Origin of the sequence: Clostridium sp. UBA4395 (assembly GCF_002390995.1) — a bacterium.
GTDB classification, from domain to species: domain Bacteria; phylum Bacillota; class Clostridia; order Clostridiales; family Clostridiaceae; genus Clostridium_J; species Clostridium_J sulfidigenes.
Genome location: NZ_DGRF01000050.1, coordinates 102,609 through 127,871, shown reverse-complemented (window position 1 = coordinate 127,871; position 25,263 = coordinate 102,609). Strand labels below are relative to the sequence as shown.

Below are 25,263 nucleotides of genomic sequence, written 5' to 3'. Positions count from 1 at the left end.
TTTGATATAATTAGTATGTTAAATAACTTTAAAATCTAATGAAGAATGTCAGCGCAAAATGTAAACCATTACCTAATTTCAACAGAGCCGAAATATTAATGTACTATTTAAATTAAAGAGCTGTTAAATTAAAAACAGTCTATTAAGGAAGGATGTTAATAATGAAAAATACATACATAAATATTCTTAAAAGAGAAGTTATACCAGCCTTAGGATGTACAGAGCCCATAGCTCTAGCCCTTGCAACGGCGAAATGTAGTCAAGCTTTAGGAGGAGTTCCAGATAGAGTTACGGTTCTTGTTAGCTGTAATATTCTGAAAAATGGTATGGGAGTAGGGATACCTGGTACAGGAATGGTTGGTTTAAATATTGCAGCAGCCCTTGGAGCTATTGGTGGCAATGCAGAGGCAGGATTAGAGGTTTTAAAGGATGTTACTAAATCAGATATTGAAAAATCAAAGGAATATATAGCAGAGGGTAAGGTTACAATAGACCTTACTAAAGCACCAGAAAAACTTTATGTAGAGGTTATTGGACATAAGGGCCATGATAGCTCTTCTGTAATAATTAAAAATAAACATAACAATATAGTTTTAATTACTAGAAATGAAGAGATATTGTTTGAAATCGAAGAAGTTAAAACTGTAGCTACAGATGATAATGGAGATGATGAGCAGCTATCTGTTAAAGATATATATGAATTCATAAAAACTGTACCCTATGAGGATATAGAGTTCTTAATGGAAGGTATAGAGATGAATCGTAGAGTTTCAGAGGCTGGAAGAAAAGAAGAATATGGACTTAAAGCAGGAAAAATTTTATTAGATGGAAAGAACAGTAGGATGTTTGCAGATTCACTTCAAACCTATGCTATGGGATTAACTGCTGCAGGTGTTGATGCAAGAATGGATGGATGTACACTTCCAGTAATGAGTACAGCAGGTAGTGGAAACCAAGGATTAACAGCTACTTTACCTGTAATTGCAGCGGCGGAAAAACTGGAAGTTAGTGATGATACTTTAGTTAGAGCCGTAGCCCTTAGTGATCTTATAACTATTCACGTAAAAAGCTTTATAGGACGACTTTCAGCTCTATGTGGATGTGGAGTTGCAGCTTCAATTGGAGCTAGCTGTGCCATTGTTTATATGCTAGGAGGAGAACTATGTGCTATAAATAAAGCTATAAAAAATATGGTGGCAGACGTTTCTGGTATGGTCTGTGATGGGGCAAAGCCAGGATGTGCTCTAAAAATTTCTACAGCAGTAGGTACATCAGTGCTATGCGCAGCCCTTGCATTGGAAGGGGTAGAAGTTTCATCTCATGATGGAATTGTTCATGAGGATGTGGAGAGAACTATAAAGAACATGGCAGATTTAGGGGTAGTTGGAATGGCTGATGCAGACAGAGTTATCCTTAATTTGATGATGTGTAAATAAAAGGGATGAATTTTTAACTTGGAAGGGATAAATTTTTAACTCGTAATAGTTGACAGTATGGTTTAAATTATCTATAATTTTATAGGAAATTAAGTTTTGTAAAACTAAATAGAAGTGTAATTTTTTAAATTATACAAGTGCTGAAGCAAACCACTTTGATAACCTTCAAAGTGGTATTTTTTTTGCCGGAAAGGAGAATATATATGACTAAGAAAACTTTAAAAGAATTATTTTATGATAAGAAATTTTATAAGATGGTATTATTTCTAGCTTTACCAATTATATTGCAGAACCTAATAGCATCCTCAGTAAATATGTTAGATACTTTGATGATAGGAAGAGTTGGAGAAGTAGAGTTAGCAGCAGTAGGTATTGCTAATCAATTTTATTTTATATTTAGCTTATTTATAATGGGAATAAGTTCAGGATGTGCAGTTTTTATAGCTCAACTTTGGGGGAAGAGAGATAAAAATAATATACAGAAGGTTTTAGGTATTGGAATTATAAGTAGTGTTCTTATAACCACTGTTTTTAATTTAGTAGGAGTATTATTTCCAGAGAAAATAATTTCAATTTTCAACATAGATCCTGAAGTTATTAAGATAGGGGCTAGCTATTTAAAAATAGTTTGTTTTAGTTATATCTTTACAGCTATATCTTTTAACTATGCAGCTGCTTTAAGGAGTGTAGAAAATACTGTACTTCCAATGTTAGCTAGTTTTTTAGGGCTAGTTGTAAATGGAGTTCTTAATACTGTCCTTATATTTGGTTTATTAGGTTTTCCAGCAATGGGAGTTAGGGGGGCAGCTATTGCCACCATAACAGCTAGATGTTCAGAATGTGCACTTTTAGTTTTATATACCTATACTTCTAAGAATATTTTAGCTGCCAAAGTTAAAGATTTATTTAATATTACAAGGGAGCTGACTAAAAGTGTATTTGTAACTATGATACCAGTGCTTTTAAATGAAGCTTGTTGGGGTTTAGGGAACCTAACCTATGCAGTAATTTATGGAAGAATAGGAACTCAAGCTACCGCATCTATACAAATATGTACAACCATCTTTAATCTATTTATGATTATAACCTTTGGACTTGCCAATGTGGCGGTAGTAGTTATTGGTAAAGAAATTGGAGCTGGAAGAGAAAAACGAGGATTACTTTATGCTAGAAGACTATGTGTAGTTTCTTTGATTACAGGAGTTATATTAGCTGTAGTTTTAGCTATAACTTCACCAATAGTTTTAACTGTGTTTAAAGTTTCTGAGGAAGTGCTAAGAAATTCTTTAAGGATTCTATATGTATATTCTGCTCTAATGCCTCTTAGAGTATTTACAGTAATTTTGGTAGTTGGAATCTTAAGAGGAGGTGGTGATGCTAAATATGGTGCTATTGTACAGGGTATAACTCTATGGGGCATCGGAATCCCGTTATCTTTTGTTGCAGCCTTTATATTACATCTTCCAATATATTTGGTGGTTTCAGTTACTGCAGCAGAGGAGATTGTAAAATGTATTATTGTAGTTAGAAGATATAGAAGTAACAAGTGGATAAATAATATAGTTAATCAAGTTTCTAAGGAAAGTATAGAAATAGTTATATAATTCTTTGTGTATTGGTATGTGTTGCTTAGCAATTATCATACCGATTTTTTTAGTGAACTGTTGTCAGCCGAAAAAAAATTATATATAATTTATTATAAGGGAATTATTTGAAAATTATTTAAATAAAATATTTTGGGTGGGGTATATTATGACATATAAAGAAATGAAGTTAAAAATGCGAGATGGAAAAGAGATTTATTTATACAAATGGGAGCTAGATGAAGGTGTTAAACCTAAGGGAGTTATACAACTTATTCATGGTATGGCTGAATATGGTATCAGATATGATAGATTTGCAAAGGAATTAGTTAAGGATGGTTTTATAGTTTATGCTGATGACCATAGAGGCCATGGAAAATCTGCAGAAAGCCTAAGTGCTTTAGGATATATTAGCGACAATGATGGATTCCATGACATGGTTCATGATCAATGTGAAATAAATAATTTTATAAAAGAAGAAAACCCATCACTAGATATTTATATTTTTAGTCACAGTATGGGGTCTTTCATAGCACAAAGGTATATGGAGATATATGGAGACACTGTTAAGGGTGTAATTTTATCTGGAACTGGTGGTAAACCTAATACTTCAATGAATATGGGAATATTTTTGTCAAAGGTTATAATGAATCTTAGGGGTAGAAGATCTAGTGGAAAGTTAATGGATGATTTAGGCTTTGGAAATTACAATAAGCTAGTAGAAAATCAAAAAACTAAATATGATTGGTTAAGTAGGGACGAGGAGGAAGTAGAAAAATATATTCTAGACCCCTATTGTGGAGGAGTGTTTCCGGTATCCTTTTTCTATGATTTTTTAAAGGGAATGAAGGCAATACATAAAAAGGACAATCTTGCTAGCATACCAAAGAACTTATCTATAACCATGTTTAGTGGTGATAAGGACCCAGTAGGAAACTATGGCAAGGGAATATTATCTCTAGTTGATACTTTTAAAAGTTTAGGTATTAAAAATTTAAGTTATAAACTATATGAAGGTGGAAGACATGAAATATTAAATGAAATAAATAGGGATATGGTTACAGAGGATATTAAGGCGTGTTTAAACAGTTGGGTTAAAGGGGATAATTAGATTAGTAGGATTATCGCTAGTTTGACATATCAATCATTACAATATAGAATAGATAGAGTTGTAGTTATTTGAATTTACTATGGTTTGCAAGTGTTGTTTACGAGAAAATTATAGGAAGTTTTGCCATTGTAAAACAAATGACTTCTTATGGAAAGATGTTACTTAATTTGGAGGAATGATTATGTCAAAAACCATAGAATATAAAGATCTAACTGGAGACTATGTCCTTGTTGATGTGAGAAGTACAGGAGAATTTAATGAGGCTACTATTAACGGTGCAGTAAGTATTCCTCTTTTTAATGATGAAGAAAGAGCAATTATTGGAACCATATATACTAGAAAAAGTACTGAGGAAGCAAAGAGATTAGGGGTAGAGACCGTATCTAAAAAACTACCTTATATATATGATAAAATTCATGAGCTTGAAAAACAACATAAAAATGTAGTATTATTTTGTGCTAGAGGTGGCATGAGAAGTGCATCTATTACAGAGCTTTTAGGTGCCCTTGGCATGAGAGTTAGCAGAATCAAGGATGGTTATAAAGGCTATAGAGCCTTCATAAATGAGGAGTTGCCTAAGGTTAATGAAAAAGTTACCTATATAGTACTTCATGGTAATACGGGAGTTGGAAAAACTGAGATTTTAAAAAAACTTAGAGCTGATGGATATGATGTATTGGATTTAGAAGGATGTGCTAATCATAGAGGCTCCATATTAGGTGCTGTAGGCCTTGGTGATGGTACTAGTCAAAAGCAGTTTGAATCTAATATCTATGAGGAATTAAAGGCTGTTAAGGGTAAATATGTATTCATTGAAGCGGAAAGTAGAAGGATAGGAAGGGTTTTAATTCCGGAATATATACATTCTGATATGAAAAGGGGACTTCACATATTTGTAGATGCTCCAATAGATTTTAGAAGTAAGATAATAATTGATGAATACACTAAAAATAATAGCTGTAATGAAGAAATTTGTGATGCACTGAGAAGATTAAAGAAACACATCAGTGAAAAAAACATAGAAATATATTGTGATATGGTTAATAATGATCAGTATGAAGAAGTAGTTAAGGAACTTATGGTAAGGTACTATGACCCACTATATACTCACAGCTCTGATAAGTATGAATATGACAAAAAGCTTATGATAAACTCCATAGATGAAGGAGTAGAAGAATTAAAAAGCTTTATAGATAATTTAAAATGTGAAGAATAACAGAGTTCTGAATAAAATATGTATATTAAGTAAAGCTTATAATTAATGTTTATGGGACTTTCGTAAAATAAACTAATCTAAATGAACGTATAGCATGTACTAATATTATTCGCTAACAATAATATTAAAGCACAGGCTATACATTCAATATAAGATTAATAAATATTTTACGAAAACATAGCAGAACAGTAATTATAGGCTTTTTCATGTAAAATTTTAATATTTACTATATTTTAAATAAAGAACTTTGCGGTTTATTAAAGGGATAGAATTTTAATTTTTTTAAATAAATTAGAAAAGAAACAAAAAAATACTGCAAAAATAAGAACATTTGTTTTGGAATTTTAAGAAAAAACTTTACTCCTTTGGAATAAAGTTATACAATAACAAATGTAACTCAACTTTTAAGGAGGGATAATATGGCGCAAAAGGAGAATAATAGAGGTACTTATGAAGTTACAGATCTCACATCTCTTGAAAAATTAGAGCCAGTAAGGGTTAGGCCTGGAATGTACATTGGCTCAACGGGTACTAAGGGTCTGCACCATTGTATATGGGAAATACTAGATAACTCTATTGATGAAGTTGCCAATGGATTTGGAGACAGGATAATAGTTACTTTAAATAAGGATAAAACCGTTACTATAGAAGATAATGGAAGAGGAATACCTACAGGAATACATCCTGTTAAAAATAAATCTGGGGTGGAGATGGTTTATACAGAACTTCACACAGGAGGTAAATTCAATAATAATAACTATAAGACCTCAGGAGGACTTCATGGAGTTGGAGCTGCTGTTGTAAATGCTCTGTCTAAGTGGTTAGAGGTAGAAGTTAAACAAAAAGGAAATATTTATCTGCAAAAATTTCACTATGGATATGACAAAGAACTTAAAAGGGACATGCCGGGAACCCCAGCTACACCTTTGAAGATTGTAGGAAAGTCTAATGAAACTGGTACTAAAGTAACTTTTTTAGCAGATGGTGAAGTTTTCGGAAATGTAGATTATAAGTTTGAAATAATTGATGAAAGATTAAAGGAGCTATCCTTTCAAAATAAAGGCATTACCTTAATTCTAAGAGATGCAAGGAAAGATGATGTTGTAGAAAAAGTATATCATTCAGAGAGAGGCCTTTTAGACTTTATAGATTATTTAAATGAAAGTAAAACCGTACTTCACAAAGAGCCAATAATTTTCCAAGGAGAAAGAGAAATTAATGGACTTATGGTATCAGGAGAAATATGCATACAGTTTACAGATTCTACGGCAGAGCATATTGCTAGCTATGTAAATAATATTCCTACTAAGGAAGCTGGCACTCATGAAACAGGATTTAAGACTGGTATGACTAGAGCCTTTAAAGAAGGTAGTAAGAAGTTAAATCTTTTAAAGGAAAAGGATAAGGACTTTGAAGGGGACGATATTAGAGAAGGTATGACTGCCATTGTAAAGGTAAGAATTACAAATCCAGTCTTTGAGGGTCAAACTAAGACTAAGCTAGGAAATGTTGAAGCCTATTCTGCAATGAATGAACTTGCCTATACTAAGCTAGGTGAATGGATAGAGGATAACAAAGAACTAGCTACTGTAATTATTAACAATGCCATTTCAGCTGCAGCTAGAAGAGAGAAAATTAAGAAAATAAATGAAGCAGAGAAGAAAAAGATAGGAAATGGTACTGCACCACTGGCAGGAAAAATAGCTGTCTGTACCTTGAAAGACAGAGAATTTACTGAGTTTATAGTGGTGGAGGGAGATTCTGCGGGAGGTTCTGCAAAACAAGCAAGGGATAGACGATTCCAAACCATAATGCCTTCTAAGGGTAAGATTATGAATACGGAAAAACAAAAATTAGAAAATGTTCTTGCAAGTGAAGAACTTAGAATCTTTAATACTGCTATAGGAACTGGAGTTTTAGAAAATTTTAAACTAGAGGAATTAAAGTATGGAAAGATAATTATACTAAGTGATGCCGATGTTGATGGATATCATATCAGAACCCTTTGGATGACTTATGTTTATAGATATATGAGACAACTTATTCAAAATGGAAATTTATTTATTGCATTACCACCTCTTTATAAGGTTTATAAAATCACCAAAAATGGTGAGGTTAGTAAGTACGTTTATAATGATGAAGAGCTAGATAAGGCTAAGAAGGAAATTGGTAAGGGTGCATTGATTCAAAGGTACAAAGGGTTAGGAGAGATGAATGCAGACCAACTTTGGGATACTACATTAAACCCGGCTACTAGAACTCTTCAAAGAGTTACCATTGAGGATGCTACTAAGGCTGAAAAGATGATTTCCTTGTTCATGGGAGATGTGGTAGAACCAAGAAGAAACTATATGTACAATCACGGTGAATTTTAGGAGGTGTTACAATGGCAAAGAAAAAAGAACCAATTCCAATAGATAATAATATTATAGATGTTTCTATAGATGAGGCTATGCCAGAGAACTATCTTCCCTATGCTGTAGAAGTATCAAAGGATAGAGCTCTTCCAGACGTAAGGGATGGACTAAAGCCTGTTCATAGAAGAATTTTATATGGAGCTTATATGCTTAAGGCATTCCCAGATAAGCCATATTATAAGTCTGCCAGAATAGTAGGAGATATTCTAGGTAAGTACCATCCCCATGGAGATACATCAGTTTATGATGCCATGGTAATTTTATCTCAGGATTTTACTACAAGAAAGCCTCTTATAGATGGTCATGGAAACTGGGGATCTATAGATGGAGATAGTGCAGCTGCCATGCGTTATACAGAAGCTAGACTATCTGGCATTGCTTTAGAAATGCTTAAAGATATTGATAAAGATGTAGTTGATATGATGGATAACTACTCTGATACAGAAAAGGAACCTACAGTTTTACCTGCAAAATATCCAAACCTCTTAGTTAATGGAGCCTTTGGTATTGCTGTAGGATTGGCTACTAATATTCCACCCCATAACTTAGGAGAGGTTATTGACGGAGCCATTGCCTATGCAGATAATGAGGAAATAACCACTAGAGAACTTATGGAATACATAAAGGGACCGGATTTACCTACTGGTGGAATATTAATGGGAAAGGATTCTTTAGTGGCTGCCTATGAAACTGGGGAAGGAAAAGTGGTTTTAAGAGCTAAAACTCATTTTGAAACCTTGGATAATGGTAGACTTGGTCTTGTTATTTCAGAGTTTCCTTATAGAAAAAATAAGGCTAAGCTTCTTCAAGCCATATCTGATTTAACAGGGGATAAAAAGCATAGCAAAGCAGTGGAAGCCATTGCGGATATTAGAGATGAATCTGATAGAAATGGTATTAGAGCCGTTGTAGAATTTAAGAAAAACACTACAGAGGAAACGGCGGATAGAGTCCTTAAATATCTATTTAAGAGAACGGAGCTTCAATGTAATATATCCTTTAACATGGTGGCTTTAGCTGGTGGAAAGCCTAGGACCATGGGACTTAGGACTATAATTAAATACTATATAAAGCATCAAAAGGAAGTTATTACAAGAAGAACAAAAAGAGAGCTAGAAATAGCAGAAAAGAGATTCCATATTGTAGAAGGCTTTATTAAAGCTATTGGAATCATGGATGAAATAATTAAAACTATTAGGGCATCTAAATCTAAAAAGGATGCAGGAGAAAATTTAATAAGCAAATTTGGCTTTACTAACCCTCAAGCAGAAGCTATTTTAGAGTTGATGCTTTATAGACTTACAGGTCTTGAAATTAAGATATTCCAAAAGGAACATAAGGAATTAGAGACTAAGATTAAGGGACTTAAGAAGGTATTAAGTAGTGAAAAGGAGCTTATTAAAGTTATTAAAAAGGAGCTTCTAGAGGTTAAGGAAAAATATGATGACCCAAGGAGAACTACTATTTTAGAAGATGATAGTGATGCTAATATTCAATTAGAAGAACTTATAGTAGAGGAAGATGTGGTAGTAACCATGTCTAAGGATGGATATGTTAAGAGAACTGCTTTAAAATCCTTTATTAGAACAACACAAAATACTGAGGATATAGAATATAGAGAAGGAGACTTTAATAGATTCTTCTTTGAATGTAATACCAGAGATACCCTATGTATCTTTACAAATCAGGGAAATATGTATCAATGTAAGGTTGCAAATTTAATTGAGTTTAAGTGGAGAGACAAGGGTGAGAGAATTCAAGGATTTATTAGAACTCTAGATTTAGATAAGGAACACATAGTAAATGCCTTTGTAGTACAGGATTTCTCTATTACTAGGGATGTGCTTCTTATGACCTCTAGAGGTCTTATCAAGAAAACTGAACTTAGCAAGTTTATTACTAATAATTCAAGACTTCAAGGTGTTAAGCTTAAAAAGGATGAAGAATTGATAAGTGCTGAATTAGTAGATAAAGATAGAGAAGAAAGATTTATTGAAATAACTACGGCTAAGGGATTAAACTTCATTGCACAGGAGCCTAAGGTTGAGCCAGTGGATAGAGGTATAGTTGGAAAACCTATAGTTAATTTAACCCATGGAGATAGTATAACTCAGTGTAGTTATGTAGATGAATTTAATTATAAAGAGTTTTATATAACTGTTAATAAAAAGGGGATCTTGAGAACTTCAAGTAGAAGAAGCGGAGAACCGGTTATAACTACATCAAACTCTAACGGTGAGTTATTCCTATTTACAGCTGGTGGAGAGTTATTTAAAATGTCAGCCTTAATGATACAAAACATAGATAAAAAGGGTATTGAACTGGAAAAGCTATTTGAAGGTTATAATTCTAAGGATCCGGTGATTGCAATAATATCTGTGGATAATGAAGGAAGCTCTAAAGAAAAGTTCTACTTCTTTACTGAAAAGGGTGTAGTAAAGAAAACTAGTATAGAAGAATTCACTGGTGATTTTACTAATATCTCAGCATATAAATTTAAGACTCCGGAGGATAAGCTAATTAAAGTAGAGGTTGAAGCTGACAAAGGAGAAGGGTTACTCTTCACAAGAAAGGGTATGTGCCTTAAATTTGATTTAGAAGCTATAAATGTCATGGGGAAAAATGCCACTGGAGTTATGGGAATTAGCTTAAAGGATGATGATAAAGTTATCTTTGCAAAAGCAAGAAGCGGTGCTGTTTCAAATAAAAATAATGAATTATGCGTAGATTTATTTGAAGAAAACCTGAAAATAACTACCCAAAATGGTCAAGAGAACATAGTGGATTTAGGAGCCTTACCAATTCAAAATAGAGCTGGTAGAGGTAAAAATGTCATTGTATTTATGGATGATGACTTTATAGAAAAGGTAGAGCTAACTAAGTAATAGAAGTGAAGTGGGGGTAGCATGGATAAGATATTTTTAAAACATGGAGTTAGGTTGCTTTATGAAAGAGTTCCAGGGAATATAACTTCTTTTACCATAGGGTTAGAAGCAGGAGCTAATAGTGAAAATTCTAATAATCTGGGCATTGCCCATGCTGTAGAACACATGGTATTTAAGGGTACCCATAGTAAAAGCGAGAAGGAAATCAATGAGATATGCAATGAGTACCTAGGATTTCATAATGCTATGACTAATTATCCCTATGTAGTTTATTATGGAAGCTCCTTAAAGGAAGATTTTAAAAATGCCTTTAATATATATTTTGATATAGTATTTAATCCAGCCTTTAGAGAAGAGGGTTTTAAGGAAGAAATGGCAGTTATCATAGAGGAACTTAAGGAGTGGAGTGATGATGTAGTTCAGCACTGTGAAGATTTTTTATTCTATGAAACCTTTGAAGAAAGAAGAATAAAGGAGTTAATCATAGGTAGAGAAGAAACTATAAAGGCTCTAACCTTAGAAGAGATAAGGGAGTATCATGAGAAGTTTTACACCCTAGATAACTGTGTAGTTTCTGTAGTAACTTCTTTAGACCTAAGTGAGGTTATTGAAATTATTGAAGGTGAAATAGCATCCTTGAATAAGACAAAACCTTTATTAACGCATAACACCTGTGAAATAGAAGCCCTAGGGCTGGAAGGGATAAAATCATCCTTCACCCAAAAGAGCTCTGAAATAGTTTCATCAATGGAAAGTCAAGAAGAAAAGACTTTTTCCCTTTACGAGAATCCCAAGGCTGGAGTGTATATTGAAGAGAATCTCTCAATTAATGGATGCAAGGTTCAATATATATTTCCCATTCATAACCTAAGTGAAAGGGAAGTTACCTTACTTCAATTATTTAATGAATATTTTGCAGGGGGCACTAGCTCCTTGCTCTATGATGAAATCAGAACTAAGAGAGGTTTAGTATATGATATTCAAGGAAAAGTTAAGGGAGAAAAGGGCATAAAACTATATACCATAACTTTATCTACATCTAAGGAAAATATTGATTTGGTTAGAGAGATAATTAAAGAAAACATTGATAAAGTAAAAGCTTTAAAGGGCATATTTACTGAAGATTTCTTTAAAAAATATATAAAGAGTCAAAATTTAAAGAGAATGTTAGCTCTAGAGAAATCCATAGTTTTATCTATGCACCTAGCTGTTTATGAAATAATGCACAGTGGTGGAGAACTACTTTTAAATGAGTTTTATAACCTAAGTAATTGCACAGAAGAAGAAATCCTTGGTGTAATAGATAAGGTATTTATTAAGGAAACAATAGGAATCATAAGGAATTAAAGGTAAGGTGATTTGGTGAATACTGTTTGGAAAGATAGTCAGTGCTCTATGGAGGTTTTAAAGGAGCTACTTAAGGATATAAAGGTTACTCCTATTACTCTTAGGGTGCTTATGAATAGAGGAATAGATACTAAGGAAAAGGTAGATGAATTTTTAAATTCTTCTTTGAATAAGCTATATAACCCTTATCTTATGAAGGATATGGATAAGGCCATAGAAATTATGGTGGAGGCTATAAATAATAAGGAAAAAATTATGGTCTACGGAGATTATGATGCAGACGGAGTTACTAGTACTGCCATTCTTTATAAGGCTATAAAAAGCTGTGGTGGAATAGTAGCTTATCATATACCACATAGGGAAAATGAAGGCTATGGTATGAGTATTTCTAGAATAGAGACCATAGCAGAGGAAGGCTTTAATCTTATAATAAGTTGCGATAATGGGATTTCTGCTATAGAAGAGGTAAAAAGAGCTAAGGAACTTGGATTAAAGGTTATTATCACAGATCATCATGAGCTTCCTTTTGAGGAGATAGATGGAGAAAGAAAGATGGTAATTCCAAGTAGTGATGCCTTAATAAACCCTAAGCAGGAGGATTGTAATTATCCCTTTAAACTTTTATGTGGAGCCGGTGTGGCTTATAAGTTTTCTTTAGCTTTATATGGAGCTATGAATATGAAGGATAAAAATACTGATGATCTTCTAGAATTAGCTGCCATTGGCACTATATGCGATGTGGTAGATTTAATGGATGAAAATAGAATCATTGCAAAGGAAGGGCTAAAGATACTTTCTAATACAAGAAATTTAGGAATAAAAGCTTTAAAACATATAATTGATATAAAGGATGAGGTAACTTGTTATAATGTAGGATTTAACATTGGTCCTTGTATCAATGCTACAGGAAGGCTAGAAACTGCTGAGCTATCCTTAGATCTACTACTTTGTGAAGATATGGGTCAGGCTATGGATATTGCTACAAAGGTTTTTAATCTTAATAAGGAAAGGCAAGATCTTACCACTGAAAGTGTGGAACAAGTTTGTGCTGACATAGAAGGGTCTTCTTTGATAAATGATAGAGTCCTTGTAGTATATAACCAGCACATCCATGAGAGTATTGCAGGAATTGTAGCAGGCAGAGTTAAGGAAAAGTATGGGAAGCCAACCTTTGTTTTAACCCAGGGAAAAGATATGCCAAAGGGTTCAGGTAGATCCATTGAAGAATATAATATGTTTGAGGAAATGCTAAAATGTAAGGATTTACTAAGCAAGTTTGGTGGACATCCAATGGCAGCAGGACTTTCCATAGAAGAAAAAAATATTTCAAAGTTTAGACAATTATTAAATGAAAACTGCTATTTAAGTGAGGAAGATCTTGCTTCTAAAATGAGAGTAGATTCTCCCATAAAGTTAAATTATATAACAGAACAGGTTGTAGAAGAATTCAAGTTATTAGAGCCCTTTGGAAAGGGAAATCCAACGCCAATTCTAAAGGTTAATAGAGTTTTAGTGGCAGATATAAGATTTTTAGGAAGTGAATATCAGCATGTTAAATTTAGATTTAATGTGGAAGGTACCAATAATCTGATAGATGGTTTATATTTCAATAAAAGAGATGAGGTTATTGAGATTTTAAAAGATGTCTATGGAGATGAATATGGAGATATTGGAAGTGGGTATATAAGACCGAAGGGTCTATTTCTAAATATATTATTTCAGCCAGATATAAATGAATATATGGGAAGAAGAAGTGTGCAATTAAAACTTAAAGATATAAAATGCAACTAAAAGTATAAGATGTAAAAGGTAATTAAAAGTTTTATATGAGAGTCAATTAAAAGTTAAAATCCCATTAATAAAGAGATGCACCTATAAGATGCATCTCCTATTTAGGGTTTACTTACTATTAAATAATTTATTCAGATATTAATATATCCTATAAATTTCTTTCGTAAGCTTCAACCATTTTTTTAACCATTTGTCCGCCGATTGATCCAGCTTCTCTAGAAGTTAAATCACCATTATATCCTTCTTTTAGGTTAACTCCAACTTCTTGAGCTGCTTCCATCTTAAATCTGTCTAAACCTGCTTTAGCTTCTGGTACTAATAATCTACTTTTGCTTGTCATTTTATATTCCTCCTCCAATAAATTAGTAGAAGTCAACAAACATATTAATGTGAACCTATTATTATTTAAACAAATTTTGCTAACTTCTTAAATAATAAACTTACCACACGCTACTTACAAATGTTTGATTAAAGATTTTTTTCGTAAGCTTCAACCATTTTTTTAACCATTTGACCACCAACTGATCCAGCTTCTCTAGAAGTTAGGTCTCCGTTATATCCTTCTTTAAGATTAACTCCTACTTCTTGAGCAGCCTCCATTTTAAATTTGTTTAAACCTGCTTTAGCTTGAGGTACTGCTGGTTGATTAGAATTATTATTATTGTTTGACATGTATTTTCACCTCCTTTGTTTTGATAATAGTATTGTACCCGGATATAAGAAGATTATTTAAGAGAATGGGTGGAAACATATGAAAGATTATGAGCAATTACCTTTTTATGTATATATTCAATAGTTTTTAATATAAAATTCATATTTTATATTTACATTTGTCTTCATATGTGGCATAACTTAATAAGGAGCATAATATATCTAATATAATAAAAAACATATTATAATAAAAATCTATAAAATCTATATAGTAATAACATTATTTTTAGCTTTAGCGAGATTACATATACTCGTCTAAGGCTTAGATATTTTTATTTTAAATATTTCAAAGCTATTAAAGCTTTTACTAGGTAATTTGTAGGAGGACTTTTAAATTGAGTAACAAAAAAATCATTATGACAGGTGGAGGAACAGCTGGACATGTAACTCCCAATATCGCACTTGTGCCCAAGCTAAAGGAGCTAGGATATGAAATACAGTATATAGGTACTGAACATGGAATAGAAAGAAAACTTATAGAAGCAGAAAAAATTAAATATCATAGTATTTCTAGTGGTAAGTTAAGAAGATATTTTGATGTAAAGAACTTTACAGATCCTTTTAAGGTTATTAAAGGGGTTTTTGAAGCAAAGTCAATTATAAAAAAAGAAAAACCAGCCATAGTTTTTTCAAAGGGAGGATTTGTATCAGTTCCAGTGGTGTTAGGAGCTTATTTTAATAAAACTCCAATTATAATACATGAGTCAGATATTACACCTGGTCTAGCAAATAAAATATCCATGCCCTATGCAACAAAGATTTGTGTTACCTTTGAAGAGGCTATGGACCATGTTAATAAAAAGAAAGCTGTACTTACAGGTTCACCAATTAGAAGTGAACTATTTAAGGGCAGCAAAACAAGGGCTAAGGAATTTTGTAAATTTAAAGATGATAAGCCTGTAATTTTAGTTACTGGTGGCAGCTTAGGTTCAAGAATTATAAATGAATGTATTAGAGAAGCGTTACAGGACCTACTTAAAACTTTTAATGTAATACATCTATGTGGAAAAGGTAATTTAGATAAGAGTTTAAATGTAGTTGAGGGATACGCTCAATTTGATTATATTAAAGAACAGTTATCAGATTTAATGCAATTGGCAGATATAGTAGTTTCTAGAGCTGGATCTAATACTATATTTGAGCTTTTAGCTTTAAAGAAACCTAATATTCTAATACCCCTATCAGCTAAGGCAAGTAGAGGAGATCAAATTTTAAATGCTAAGTCTTTTAATAAATCAGGATATAGTAAAGTTATAGAGGAAGAAAATTTAAATGCATTGACTCTTTTAGAAGCTATTGATGAAGTTAACAAAGATAAAGAAACTTATATTAAAAACATGAGCAAAAGCAAACAAAGGGACAGCCTTGGAAAAATAATAGATCTAATAGAAAGCTGTAAAAGAAAATAAGAAAAACCCTGAAACCCACACTATGGCAACAACTAGTTAACTAGTTAAATAGTTAAATATATAAAATTTTCCCTATATAAATAGTTATATAGGGAAATTTTTTTATAGGTAAATAGTCAATACATAAAATCCTATGGTGTTAGTGAATAATAATAAATATATTAATCATTAGGAAAGATAGGAGAAGTGTTTATGGAGATAAAATTAAAGTTCTTAGGAGCTACTAAGTGTGTTACAGGCTCTAGTCATTTACTTACTGTTAATAATAAAAAAATACTTTTAGATTGTGGTTTATTTCAAAGTAATGATTTGAAGTCTTATAGTAATGATATATTGAATGTGGATCCTAAGGAAATTGATTATATTGTGCTATCTCATAGTCATGTGGATCATAGTGGTAGGATACCTCTTTTCTTTAAGTTAGGATTTCAAGGGAAGGTAATTTGTACTGAGCCTACTAAGGAATTATGTGGGTATTTACTTAAGGATGCTGCTAGGATTCAACAGGAGGAAACTTATTTTGAAAATCTTTCTAGACATGGCAAGGGAGTTAAAGCTTTAAGTCCTTTATATGATGAAGAGGATGTGGAACTAGCTCTAAAAAGTTTTTATACCTACGGATATAATGAGGAAATCCTATTGGAAGAGGATATAAAAGTTATTTTTAGAGATGCAGGTCATATATTAGGTTCTGCAATATGTGAAATTTTAATCAAAAATTGTGGTGAAAGTTGGATTAAATTGATATATACTGGAGATATAGGAAATATTAATAGAGATATTTTAAATAATCCAGAAAAAGAACTCCAGGGAGATTTTTTAATCCTTGAAAGTACTTATGGAGATAAGATGCATGAAGAAAAAGATAATTATGCAAAACTCCTAGAAATTGTAAAGGATATCATGGAGGGTGATGGAAATTTAATAATTCCTTGTTTTTCATTAGGAAGAACCCAGGAGATTATATACATGCTAAATAGTTTTATAGAAAGTGGACAGGTGCAGGGCTGTAATGTATATATAGATAGTCCTTTGGCGGCAGGAATTACCAAAATATTTAGAAAGTATGAAGAATACTTTGATAAGAAGGCTAAGGCTCTTATAGAAAAAGGTGATGATCCATTGAACTTTAAAGGACTGCATTTTGTTGAAAGTAGTGATTATGGAAAGAAGGTTTATGAAGTTAAGTCAAAATCCATAATTATTGTAGCTGGAGGAGTTTATGATGGGGGGAGAATAGCTAACCATCTAAGAAATAATCTTCCTAGACCAGAGTGTGGCGTATTAATTACCTCCTATCAAGGGAACCAAAGCATTGGGAATAAATTGTTAAAAGGAAATAAAAGAATTAAACTCCAAGGTGAGAACATTGAGGTTAAAGGAAAAGTTTATTATATGGATGGACTATCAGGTCATGCAGATAAGGCTGGACTATATAATTGGGTAAGTAGTATGAAGGAAAAACCTAAGAAAATATTTCTAGTTCATGGTGAAGGAAAAAATATTGAATCCTTCACTAATAAATTAAAAAGTGAAAATTATTCCGTGGTTATACCGGATTTTTTGGATGAATTTCCCTTAGAAATTAATTAAAAACTTAACAAAGTGTGCTAATTTTTAGGGTTGAATTTTAATAAAATTAAGGTATAATTTAAATGTAAGGTCATGTTAAACATTACCAAACCTTTAGTTTGGCATTAATATGTCTTAGAGAAATAGCTAAATATAAGTGAATTCATGATAGCATTTTCACAAAGAAAAAATAAGATTATGAGTTTGCTAATAAAATATTTATAGAAGAAAGAGGGTTGCTTACAATGAGAAAAATGAAAACTATGGACGGTAACACCGCCGCAGCTCACGTAGCCTATGCATATACTGATGTAGCAGCTATATACCCAATTACTCCTTCATCACCAATGGCTGAACACTGTGATGAGTGGGCAGCACAAGGTAGAGAAAATGTATTCGGACAAAAGCTAAAGATAATGGAAATGCAATCAGAGGCAGGCGCAGCTGGAGCAGTTCACGGTTCACTACAAGCAGGTGCATTAACAACTACTTTCACAGCATCTCAAGGATTATTACTTATGGTTCCAAACATGTACAAGATTGCTGGAGAATTACTGCCAGGTGTTTTACATGTAAGTGCTAGAGCATTAGCAGCACAAGCTTTATCCATATTTGGAGATCATCAAGACGTTATGGCTACAAGACAAACAGGTTTTGCTTTACTTGCTACTAATAGCGTTCAAGAAGTTATGGACCTTGCTCCAGTAGCTCACTTAGCATCTATTGAAGGTAGAGTTCCATTCTTACATTTCTTCGATGGATTTAGAACATCACATGAAATACAAAAAATTCAAACTTGGGACTATGAAACTCTAGGAAAATTCTTAAATAGGGATGCAGTAGATGCATATAGAGCAAGTGCTTTAAACCCAGAGAATCCTGTAACTAGAGGAACAGCTCAAAACCCTGATATATACTTCCAAGCTAGAGAAGCTTCAAACCCATTCTACAATGCAATTCCAGGAGTTGTAGAAAAATATATGGAAATGATCAATAAAGAAATTGGTACTGATTACCACCTATTCAATTACTATGGAGCACCAGATGCAGAGAGAGTAATTGTTGCAATGGGTTCAGTATGTGATGTTGCTGAGGAAACAGTTGATTACTTAACAGCTCAGGGAGAAAAAGTTGGACTAGTTAAAGTTCACTTATATAGACCATTCTCATTAGAACACTTCTTTAAACATATGCCAGCAACAGTTAAAAAGATTGCTGTATTAGATAGAACAAAAGAGCCAGGATCTGCTGGAGAGCCATTATATCAAGATGTTAGAAATGCATTCTATGATAGAGCTGAAAGACCAGTTATTATTGGTGGAAGATATGGATTAGGTTCAAAAGATACTACTCCATCTCAAATAGTTACTGTATTCGATCACTTAAAAGAAGAAGAACTTAAAAATGGATTCACTATAGGAATAGTTGATGATGTTACAAATACATCACTAGACATTACAAGAACTATAGCTACTACACCTAAAGGAACTGTTGAGTGTAAATTCTGGGGATTAGGATCTGACGGAACAGTTGGAGCTAATAAGAGTGCTATAAAAATTATAGGAGACCATACAGACATGTATGCTCAAGCATACTTTGCTTATGACTCTAAAAAATCTGGTGGAGTAACAATGTCTCACTTAAGATTTGGTAAAGAAGAGATTAAATCTCCATACCTAATCAACCAAGCTAACTACATTGGATGTCATAACCAATCTTATGTTAATAGCTATGATGTATTAGCTGGAATTAAAGATGGTGGTACATTCCTATTAAACTGTATTTGGGATGAAAAAGATTTAGAAGAACATTTACCAGCATCAATGAAGAGATATATTGCTGAGCATAACATAAACTTCTACACAATAAATGCTGTAAAAGTTGCTCAAGAAATTGGTCTTGGCGGAAGAATTAACATGATTTGTCAAGCTGCTTTCTTCAAATTAGCTGAAATCATTCCAGTAGATGAAGCTATTAAATACCTTAAAGATGCAGTTCAAACATCTTATGGTAAAAAAGGTGAAAAAATTGTTAAAATGAATAATGATGCTATAGATGCTGGAGTTAATGCTATAGTTAAAGTTAACGTTCCAGAAGCTTGGAAAAATGCAGAAGATAAAAATGAATGTAAGAAGGATATTCCTGACTTCATTAAAAACATAGTTGAAGTTATGAATAGACAAGAAGGAGACAAACTTCCTGTAAGTGCTTTTGAAGGAAGAGAAGATGGTACTTTTGACCATGGAACAGCTGCTTATGAAAAGAGAGAAATAGCTGTTAACGTACCAGAATGGATTCCAGAAAATTGTATCCAATGTAACCAATGTTCTTATGTATGTCCTCATGCTACAATAAGACCATCTATTGGAACAGAAGAAGATTTTGCTAATGCACCAGCAGCTGTTAAGCTTGCAGATGCAAAAGGCGGACAACTTAAAGGCTTAAAATTCACAATGTCTGTAGCTGTTCAAGATTGTACAGGCTGTGGAAACTGTGCACAAGTTTGTCCAGCTAAACAAAAAGCTTTAGTTATGAAACCTCTTGATACTCAAAAGGATCAAATAGAGTCTTGGAATTTCACAGTTAAAATGAAAAAACCTGAAAATCCATTAGGTGTTGCTTCAGTTAAAGGTAGCCAATTTGAGACTCCGCTTCTAGAGTTCTCAGGTGCTTGTGCAGGTTGTGGAGAAACTCCATATGCTAAGCTTATAACTCAATTATTTGGAGACAGAATGATGATAGCTAATGCTACAGGATGTTCTTCAATTTGGGGAGGAAGTGCTCCTTCAACTCCATACACTAAGAATCAAGAAGGTAAAGGACCAGCTTGGGCTAACTCATTATTTGAAGATAACGCTGAGTTCGGTTTAGGTATGTTCTTAGGTGCTAATCACCAAAGAGAAAAACTTACTGACTTAGTTAAAAAAGCAGTATCAACAAGTTGTAATGAAGAGTTAAAAGCTTCTTTAAATGAATGGTTAGAGAATAAAGATAATGCAGAAGCTTCAAAAGCTGCTACTAAGAAAGTACTTCCATTAATCGAAGCAAACAAAACTTGCTGCGAAACAATGGAAGAGTTATATAAATTCAAAGACTTCTTCGTTAAGAGATCTCAATGGATCTTTGGTGGAGATGGTTGGGCATACGACATCGGATATGGCGGGGTTGACCACGTTCTAGCATCAGGCGAAGATGTAAATGTATTTGTATTTGATACAGAAGTTTACTCTAATACTGGTGGACAATCTTCTAAAGCTACTCCAACTGCAGCAATTGCTAAATTTGCAGCTTCAGGTAAGAGAACTAAGAAGAAAGATCTTGGAATGATGGCAATGAGCTATGGATATGTATATGTTGCTCAAATAGCTATGGGAGCTGACCAAGCTCAAACTCTTAAAGCTATAAGAGAAGCAGAGGCATATAAAGGTCCATCTTTAATAATTGCTTATGCTCCATGTATCAACCATGGAATTAAGACAGGAATGGGTAATACTCAATTAGAATCTAAAAAAGCTGTTGCTTGCGGATATTGGGGATTATATAGATTCAACCCAACTCTTAAAGAAGAAGGTAAGAATCCATTTAGCTTAGATTCTAAAGAGCCAACTGAATCTTTCAGAGACTTCTTATTAAACGAAGTAAGATATGCATCACTTCAAAAAATGTTCCCAGAAGTAGCTGAGGAATTATTTGTTAAGACTGAACAAGATGCAAAAGAAAGATTAGAATCTTATAAAAAACTTGCAGCTCAACAATAGTTTTAAATAATTTAAAGGGTTGTCTCCATTTTGGGGCAGCCCTTTTCTTTATGGAAAATTAGGATAATTGTTGGATAAAAATAAAAACTTTGTATTAAAATATTATAAAACACTTCTAAAATATGAAGATTAAGGGTACAATGAAGAGGAGTATTATTTAAGGAGGCTATTAATATGGGAAATAACTGTTGTGGAAATAATGAAGATAAAAAAGAAACAGGATGCTGCGGAGGACATGAACAAGAAAGTCATGAATGCTGCTGTGGAGGACATGACCATGAACATGAGCACGAAGAGTGTGGTTGTGGATGCGGAGAGCACGAAGCAATGTTCGTTGAGTTAGAAGATGAAGAAGGGAATGTAACTCAATGTGAAATAGTTGATGGGTTTTTATTTGAAGAAAATGAATATGCCTTAGTACAAAATCCAGATGATGGTTCAATATACTTATTTAAAGTAGTTGGTGATGATGAAGTAGGAGAACTTGTTGTACCAGAAGATTCAGAGTATGATGCAGCAAAAGCATATTACGAAGAATTACTTGCAAATGAAAATAGTGAAAACTAATTAAACTTTTAAGAGCCGCTATTTATATAGCGGCTTTTATGCTTAGTTACTCCATATTCTCCTATGGAAATAATATATTAAGAAGGATATGGAATGGATGATCAAGGGTTAAGAATAACATGAAAGTAGGTCAATTTCACATGGAAAAACTAGCTATATTTGATATTGATTATACATTAACTAAAAAGGAGACTTCTATAGAATTATATAAATATATGCTTAAGAAGGATAGGAAGTTACTTAGGTATTTACCATCACATATAATAACTGGTATTTTTTATGGTTTAAAGGTTTATAATGCTGGAAGAACTAAGGAAAATTTTTTGAGATTTTTAGCAGGAACCAGTGAGGAAGACTTAAAGAAGCTAGTGAAAAGCTTTTATAAGGAAAAGATAGAGAGCATATTGTATGAAGATGCAATTAAAGCAATTAAGGACTTTAAGGAAAAGGGCTATAAGATATATTTAATTTCTGCCTCTCCTGAGTTTTATGTTAATGAATTTTATAGTATAAAAGAAGTAGATAAGGTTGTTGGAACTAAATTTCATATTGATGAAGGAAAATTTAATCCTAAAATTTTAGGGGAAAATTGCAAAGGTGAAGCAAAGGTAAAAAGATTAATGGAGGAACTAAAAAAAGACAATATAGAAGTGGATTTTAAAAATTCCTATATGTTTTCTGATTCTCTTTCGGATTTACCTCTTTTGAAGTTAGTGGGCAAGGGATATTTAATAAATTATAAGAAGAATCATGAATTAGAGATTTTAAGGTGGCGATAATTATGGAGAATTGTATAAATGATTACTTTATAAAAAATGATGAAGCTTATGAAATGGAGGAATTTCAAGATATATATGTGGTTGAGGGTAAGTGTATATATGAAGTTATAAGGGTTATAGATGGAGATCCTCTGTTTTTAGATGAACATTTAGCTAGGCTTGAAAATTCTTTGAAGTTAGAAAAAAAAGAAGAACTTATATCTATGGATAAGATTAAGGAGTACATAGGGAAGTTGATAACTCTAAACAGAGTTGAAAATGGTAATTTAAAGCTTGTAATAAATAAGGATAATCTATTTATATTTTTTATAAAGCATTCTTATCCAACTAAGGATATGTATAGTAATGGAGTAAAGACTATTCTTTATTTTGGAGAAAGACATAATCCTAATGCAAAGGTTATAGATAATTCCTTTAGGGGAAAAGTTAATGAAAAAATAGATGCTAGTGGCAGTTATGAAGCTATTTTAGTAAATAGTAAAGGGTACGTTACAGAGGGGAGCAAGTCTAATATATTTATGATCAAAGGCGATGAGATAATTACAGCCCCAGTAGAAGGGGTACTTCCAGGAATAACTAGAAGTGAGATAATAAAAGCTTGTGAAGAACTAGGGTTAAGGGTAAGAGAAGAAAATATTCATTATGAACATATAAAAAATTTAGATGGATTATTTATATCTGGAACTTCTCCTAAGGTGCTACCTATAAATGAAGTTGAAGGTATTATAAAATATGATAAAATTTATAAAAGAATTTATGATATAAAAGATAAGTTTGAAGAATTAATTACAAGAAACTTAAAGAATTATAAAACAAGTAAATAGTAAAGTATGTCAAAAACAATACGATAATATATTATAGTATTGTTTTTGTATTTTAGAAGGAAATGATCTGTATTATGTATTAGGGGTGATAATGTGGAAAATAAGACATTAAGGGGAACTGCAAAAGTACTTGATGGCAAACTGATTATTACTGATGAAGAAAATATTTCTGAAGGTCCTTGGATTGTAAAGGGCAAGGATGTTAGTTTATTTGTAGATGAACAAGAAGTAAAAGGAAGAGCAAGAGTTAGCTCTGAAAGTAAGATAGATATAATTTTTAATGAATCTAAGGCAATAAGGGAATTGAATATAAATATTAGTGAAGATAAAATGATAGCTAGTATATCAATAAACTATAGTCCGGAAGTAATTTATACTTTAGAAGATACACCAGAAGCACCTATGATTACCTTAAATGCAAAGGTAAAAGGAGAGAAGTTTCCACCTAAATATACAAGGGATGAATTATTAAAAGAACTTAAAGATAAGAACATAGTTTATGGGATTGACAATAAGATGTTAGATGACATAAAAAATATGGACAAGATAGAAAATGTTGTAGTTGCTAGGGGGAAGGAACCTATTGAACCTATAGATGATGTATTAGAAGTATATTTTGATACTAGTACCCATAAAGGATTTAAAAGTGACCAAAGTGGTAATGTAGATTTTAAATCTATAGGTAGTATAACAAGTGTGAAGAAAGATGATATCCTTGCAAAACGTACTGTAGGAAAAGAAGGTACCATAGGTATTAACCTATTTTCACAACCTATCCAACCAAAGAAAAGAAAAGTTAAGGACATGATGGTAAAATCAGGATGCAAATTTAAGGATAAGGATACTATAGTGTCTACAATGGAGGGAAAACCTCAAGTAAAGGGATGTATTTTTCAGGTTAATAATGTTCATGAGGTTCTTAGTGATGTAGATATAACTACAGGGGATATTAATTTTATAGGCGATGTAATTATTAATGCTGATGTTAAAGAAGGTATGAAGGTTAAATCAGGAAATACCATAATTATAAAGGGAAATGCAGTAAGATGTAGTCTTTGGTCAGAGGGAGATATGCAAATTATTGGTAGTGCAATTTCATCTACCATAAAGATTAGAAGTGAGTTCTCTGAGTTTAAAGGATATTTAGAAGAGTTATCTGCCATAGTGGACAGTTTTCATAGCTTGTATAAGGCTGTAATAGCTGTTAAAGAAGGTGGAGATATAAAGGGGAATATAAGAGATTGTGATATTATAGGCCTTGTTATAAAGAGTAAATTTCATTTGATAACAAAGATAATTAATAAAGTGTTAAATACAATGGTTGAAATTAATGATAATAACAATGAATTATTTAGAGTGTTAAAGATTAAATATGCTAATAAGAACTACATGTTAATAAGTGGTGTAGAAGAACTAATTAAGGTTAAAACTTTAGCAGAAGAGAAAATAAAGGCCATAGAAGCTATGAAAGATATTAATTCAGATGCTACAATAGGGTACATTCAAGATTGTACAGTATTTTGCTCTGGTAGTTTAACAATAAATGGAAAAGGTGTTTATAAATCCAATGTTTATGCAGAAAAGGGTATATATTTTACAGGAGAAGGTCAATGCGAGCTTCGAGGTGGAAAAGTTAAGGCGGAAAGTGAAATTAAGGCTAAGGTAGTAGGTTCACCTTCGGGGGTTATGACGGAGGTCGTAGTAGGTAAGGAAGGACATATTTATTGTGATGTTGCTTACTTAAATACTAAGTTTATAGTTGGAAATATGGAAACTATAATGGATGAAACATGCAAAAATGTTCATGTATATATAGATAAAAATCGAGATTTAATTGTTGATAAGTTTAAAATTTAG

General features: G+C 32.5%; 17 protein-coding genes. 15 read left to right on the top strand and 2 right to left on the bottom strand.

Annotation, left to right across the window (positions count from 1 at the left end):
• Positions 1–161: 161 nt before the first annotated feature.
• From B2694_RS08885 to recJ, 8 genes are all read left to right on the top strand, one after another.
• On the top strand, positions 162–1,436 hold the full coding sequence (locus B2694_RS08885) for a serine dehydratase subunit alpha family protein (protein ID WP_346885417.1): 1,275 nt from the start codon (positions 162–164) through the stop codon (positions 1,434–1,436).
• Between the two features lie 203 nt (positions 1,437–1,639).
• Entirely contained in the window at positions 1,640–3,040 is a 1,401-nt protein-coding gene (locus B2694_RS08880; protein ID WP_346885416.1) for an MATE family efflux transporter, read from the top strand.
• 148 nt (positions 3,041–3,188) lie between these two features.
• The gene (locus tag B2694_RS08875; protein WP_346885415.1) at positions 3,189–4,130 is read left to right on the top strand and encodes an alpha/beta hydrolase; all 942 of its coding nucleotides are present in this window, start codon (positions 3,189–3,191) and stop codon (positions 4,128–4,130) included.
• Between the two features lie 181 nt (positions 4,131–4,311).
• A complete protein-coding gene (mnmH, locus tag B2694_RS08870) occupies positions 4,312–5,346 on the top strand; it encodes a tRNA 2-selenouridine(34) synthase MnmH (protein ID WP_346885414.1) in 1,035 nt (344 codons plus the stop codon).
• A gap of 419 nt (positions 5,347–5,765) precedes the next feature.
• Positions 5,766–7,721: a DNA topoisomerase IV subunit B gene (locus B2694_RS08865; RefSeq protein ID WP_346885413.1), complete on the top strand. Its 1,956-nt coding sequence runs from the start codon at positions 5,766–5,768 to the stop codon at positions 7,719–7,721.
• An 11-nt stretch (positions 7,722–7,732) separates the two neighbouring features.
• A complete protein-coding gene (locus B2694_RS08860) occupies positions 7,733–10,648 on the top strand; it encodes a DNA topoisomerase IV subunit A (RefSeq protein WP_346885412.1) in 2,916 nt (971 codons plus the stop codon).
• A 21-nt stretch (positions 10,649–10,669) separates the two neighbouring features.
• Complete coding sequence (locus tag B2694_RS08855) at positions 10,670–11,995, top strand: pitrilysin family protein (RefSeq protein ID WP_346885411.1); 1,326 nt, start codon at positions 10,670–10,672, stop codon at positions 11,993–11,995.
• 15 nt (positions 11,996–12,010) lie between these two features.
• The gene (gene recJ / locus B2694_RS08850; protein ID WP_346885410.1) at positions 12,011–13,786 is read left to right on the top strand and encodes a single-stranded-DNA-specific exonuclease RecJ; all 1,776 of its coding nucleotides are present in this window, start codon (positions 12,011–12,013) and stop codon (positions 13,784–13,786) included.
• Between the two features lie 148 nt (positions 13,787–13,934).
• On the opposite strand, the gene B2694_RS08845 is transcribed toward recJ, so the two are convergent.
• On the bottom strand, positions 13,935–14,126 hold the full coding sequence (locus B2694_RS08845; protein ID WP_035129176.1) for an alpha/beta-type small acid-soluble spore protein: 192 nt from the start codon (positions 14,124–14,126) through the stop codon (positions 13,935–13,937).
• A 128-nt stretch (positions 14,127–14,254) separates the two neighbouring features.
• Positions 14,255–14,458 (bottom strand): small, acid-soluble spore protein, alpha/beta type, encoded by a 204-nt coding sequence (locus B2694_RS08840; RefSeq protein ID WP_150845036.1) that lies wholly within the window; start codon positions 14,456–14,458, stop codon positions 14,255–14,257.
• A 374-nt stretch (positions 14,459–14,832) separates the two neighbouring features.
• On the opposite strand from B2694_RS08840, the gene B2694_RS08835 reads away from it, so the two are divergent.
• The 7 genes from B2694_RS08835 (at position 14,833) to B2694_RS08805 (ending at position 25,263) form a co-directional block, all read left to right on the top strand.
• Positions 14,833–15,906, top strand: a complete 1,074-nt coding sequence (locus B2694_RS08835) for an undecaprenyldiphospho-muramoylpentapeptide beta-N-acetylglucosaminyltransferase (RefSeq protein WP_346885409.1) — start codon at positions 14,833–14,835, stop codon at positions 15,904–15,906.
• 192 nt (positions 15,907–16,098) lie between these two features.
• Positions 16,099–17,499 carry an MBL fold metallo-hydrolase gene (locus B2694_RS08830; protein ID WP_346885408.1) on the top strand — a complete coding sequence of 467 codons (1,401 nt, stop codon included), beginning with the start codon at positions 16,099–16,101 and terminating at the stop codon, positions 17,497–17,499.
• A gap of 224 nt (positions 17,500–17,723) precedes the next feature.
• Positions 17,724–21,236 (top strand): pyruvate:ferredoxin (flavodoxin) oxidoreductase, encoded by a 3,513-nt coding sequence (gene nifJ, locus B2694_RS08825; protein WP_346885407.1) that lies wholly within the window; start codon positions 17,724–17,726, stop codon positions 21,234–21,236.
• A 174-nt stretch (positions 21,237–21,410) separates the two neighbouring features.
• Positions 21,411–21,803, top strand: coding sequence for a DUF1292 domain-containing protein (locus B2694_RS08820; RefSeq protein ID WP_346847848.1), 393 nt, complete (start codon positions 21,411–21,413; stop codon positions 21,801–21,803).
• A gap of 140 nt (positions 21,804–21,943) precedes the next feature.
• Entirely contained in the window at positions 21,944–22,582 is a 639-nt protein-coding gene (locus B2694_RS08815) for an HAD-IB family hydrolase (protein WP_346885469.1), read from the top strand.
• A 2-nt stretch (positions 22,583–22,584) separates the two neighbouring features.
• On the top strand, positions 22,585–23,406 hold the full coding sequence (locus tag B2694_RS08810) for an aminotransferase class IV (RefSeq protein ID WP_346885406.1): 822 nt from the start codon (positions 22,585–22,587) through the stop codon (positions 23,404–23,406).
• A gap of 93 nt (positions 23,407–23,499) precedes the next feature.
• A complete protein-coding gene (locus tag B2694_RS08805; RefSeq protein WP_346885405.1) occupies positions 23,500–25,263 on the top strand; it encodes a FapA family protein in 1,764 nt (587 codons plus the stop codon).

Coding starts and splice junctions, on each gene's coding strand:
- B2694_RS08885 (WP_346885417.1), top strand. CDS start 162: ATGAAAAATACATACATAAATATTCTTAAAAGAGAAGTTATACCAGCC.
- B2694_RS08880 (WP_346885416.1), top strand. CDS start 1,640: ATGACTAAGAAAACTTTAAAAGAATTATTTTATGATAAGAAATTTTAT.
- B2694_RS08875 (WP_346885415.1), top strand. CDS start 3,189: ATGACATATAAAGAAATGAAGTTAAAAATGCGAGATGGAAAAGAGATT.
- mnmH (WP_346885414.1), top strand. CDS start 4,312: ATGTCAAAAACCATAGAATATAAAGATCTAACTGGAGACTATGTCCTT.
- B2694_RS08865 (WP_346885413.1), top strand. CDS start 5,766: ATGGCGCAAAAGGAGAATAATAGAGGTACTTATGAAGTTACAGATCTC.
- B2694_RS08860 (WP_346885412.1), top strand. CDS start 7,733: ATGGCAAAGAAAAAAGAACCAATTCCAATAGATAATAATATTATAGAT.
- B2694_RS08855 (WP_346885411.1), top strand. CDS start 10,670: ATGGATAAGATATTTTTAAAACATGGAGTTAGGTTGCTTTATGAAAGA.
- B2694_RS08845 (WP_035129176.1), bottom strand. CDS start 14,126: ATGACAAGCAAAAGTAGATTATTAGTACCAGAAGCTAAAGCAGGTTTA.
- B2694_RS08840 (WP_150845036.1), bottom strand. CDS start 14,458: ATGTCAAACAATAATAATAATTCTAATCAACCAGCAGTACCTCAAGCT.
- B2694_RS08830 (WP_346885408.1), top strand. CDS start 16,099: ATGGAGATAAAATTAAAGTTCTTAGGAGCTACTAAGTGTGTTACAGGC.
- nifJ (WP_346885407.1), top strand. CDS start 17,724: ATGAGAAAAATGAAAACTATGGACGGTAACACCGCCGCAGCTCACGTA.
- B2694_RS08820 (WP_346847848.1), top strand. CDS start 21,411: ATGGGAAATAACTGTTGTGGAAATAATGAAGATAAAAAAGAAACAGGA.
- B2694_RS08815 (WP_346885469.1), top strand. CDS start 21,944: ATGGAAAAACTAGCTATATTTGATATTGATTATACATTAACTAAAAAG.
- B2694_RS08810 (WP_346885406.1), top strand. CDS start 22,585: ATGGAGAATTGTATAAATGATTACTTTATAAAAAATGATGAAGCTTAT.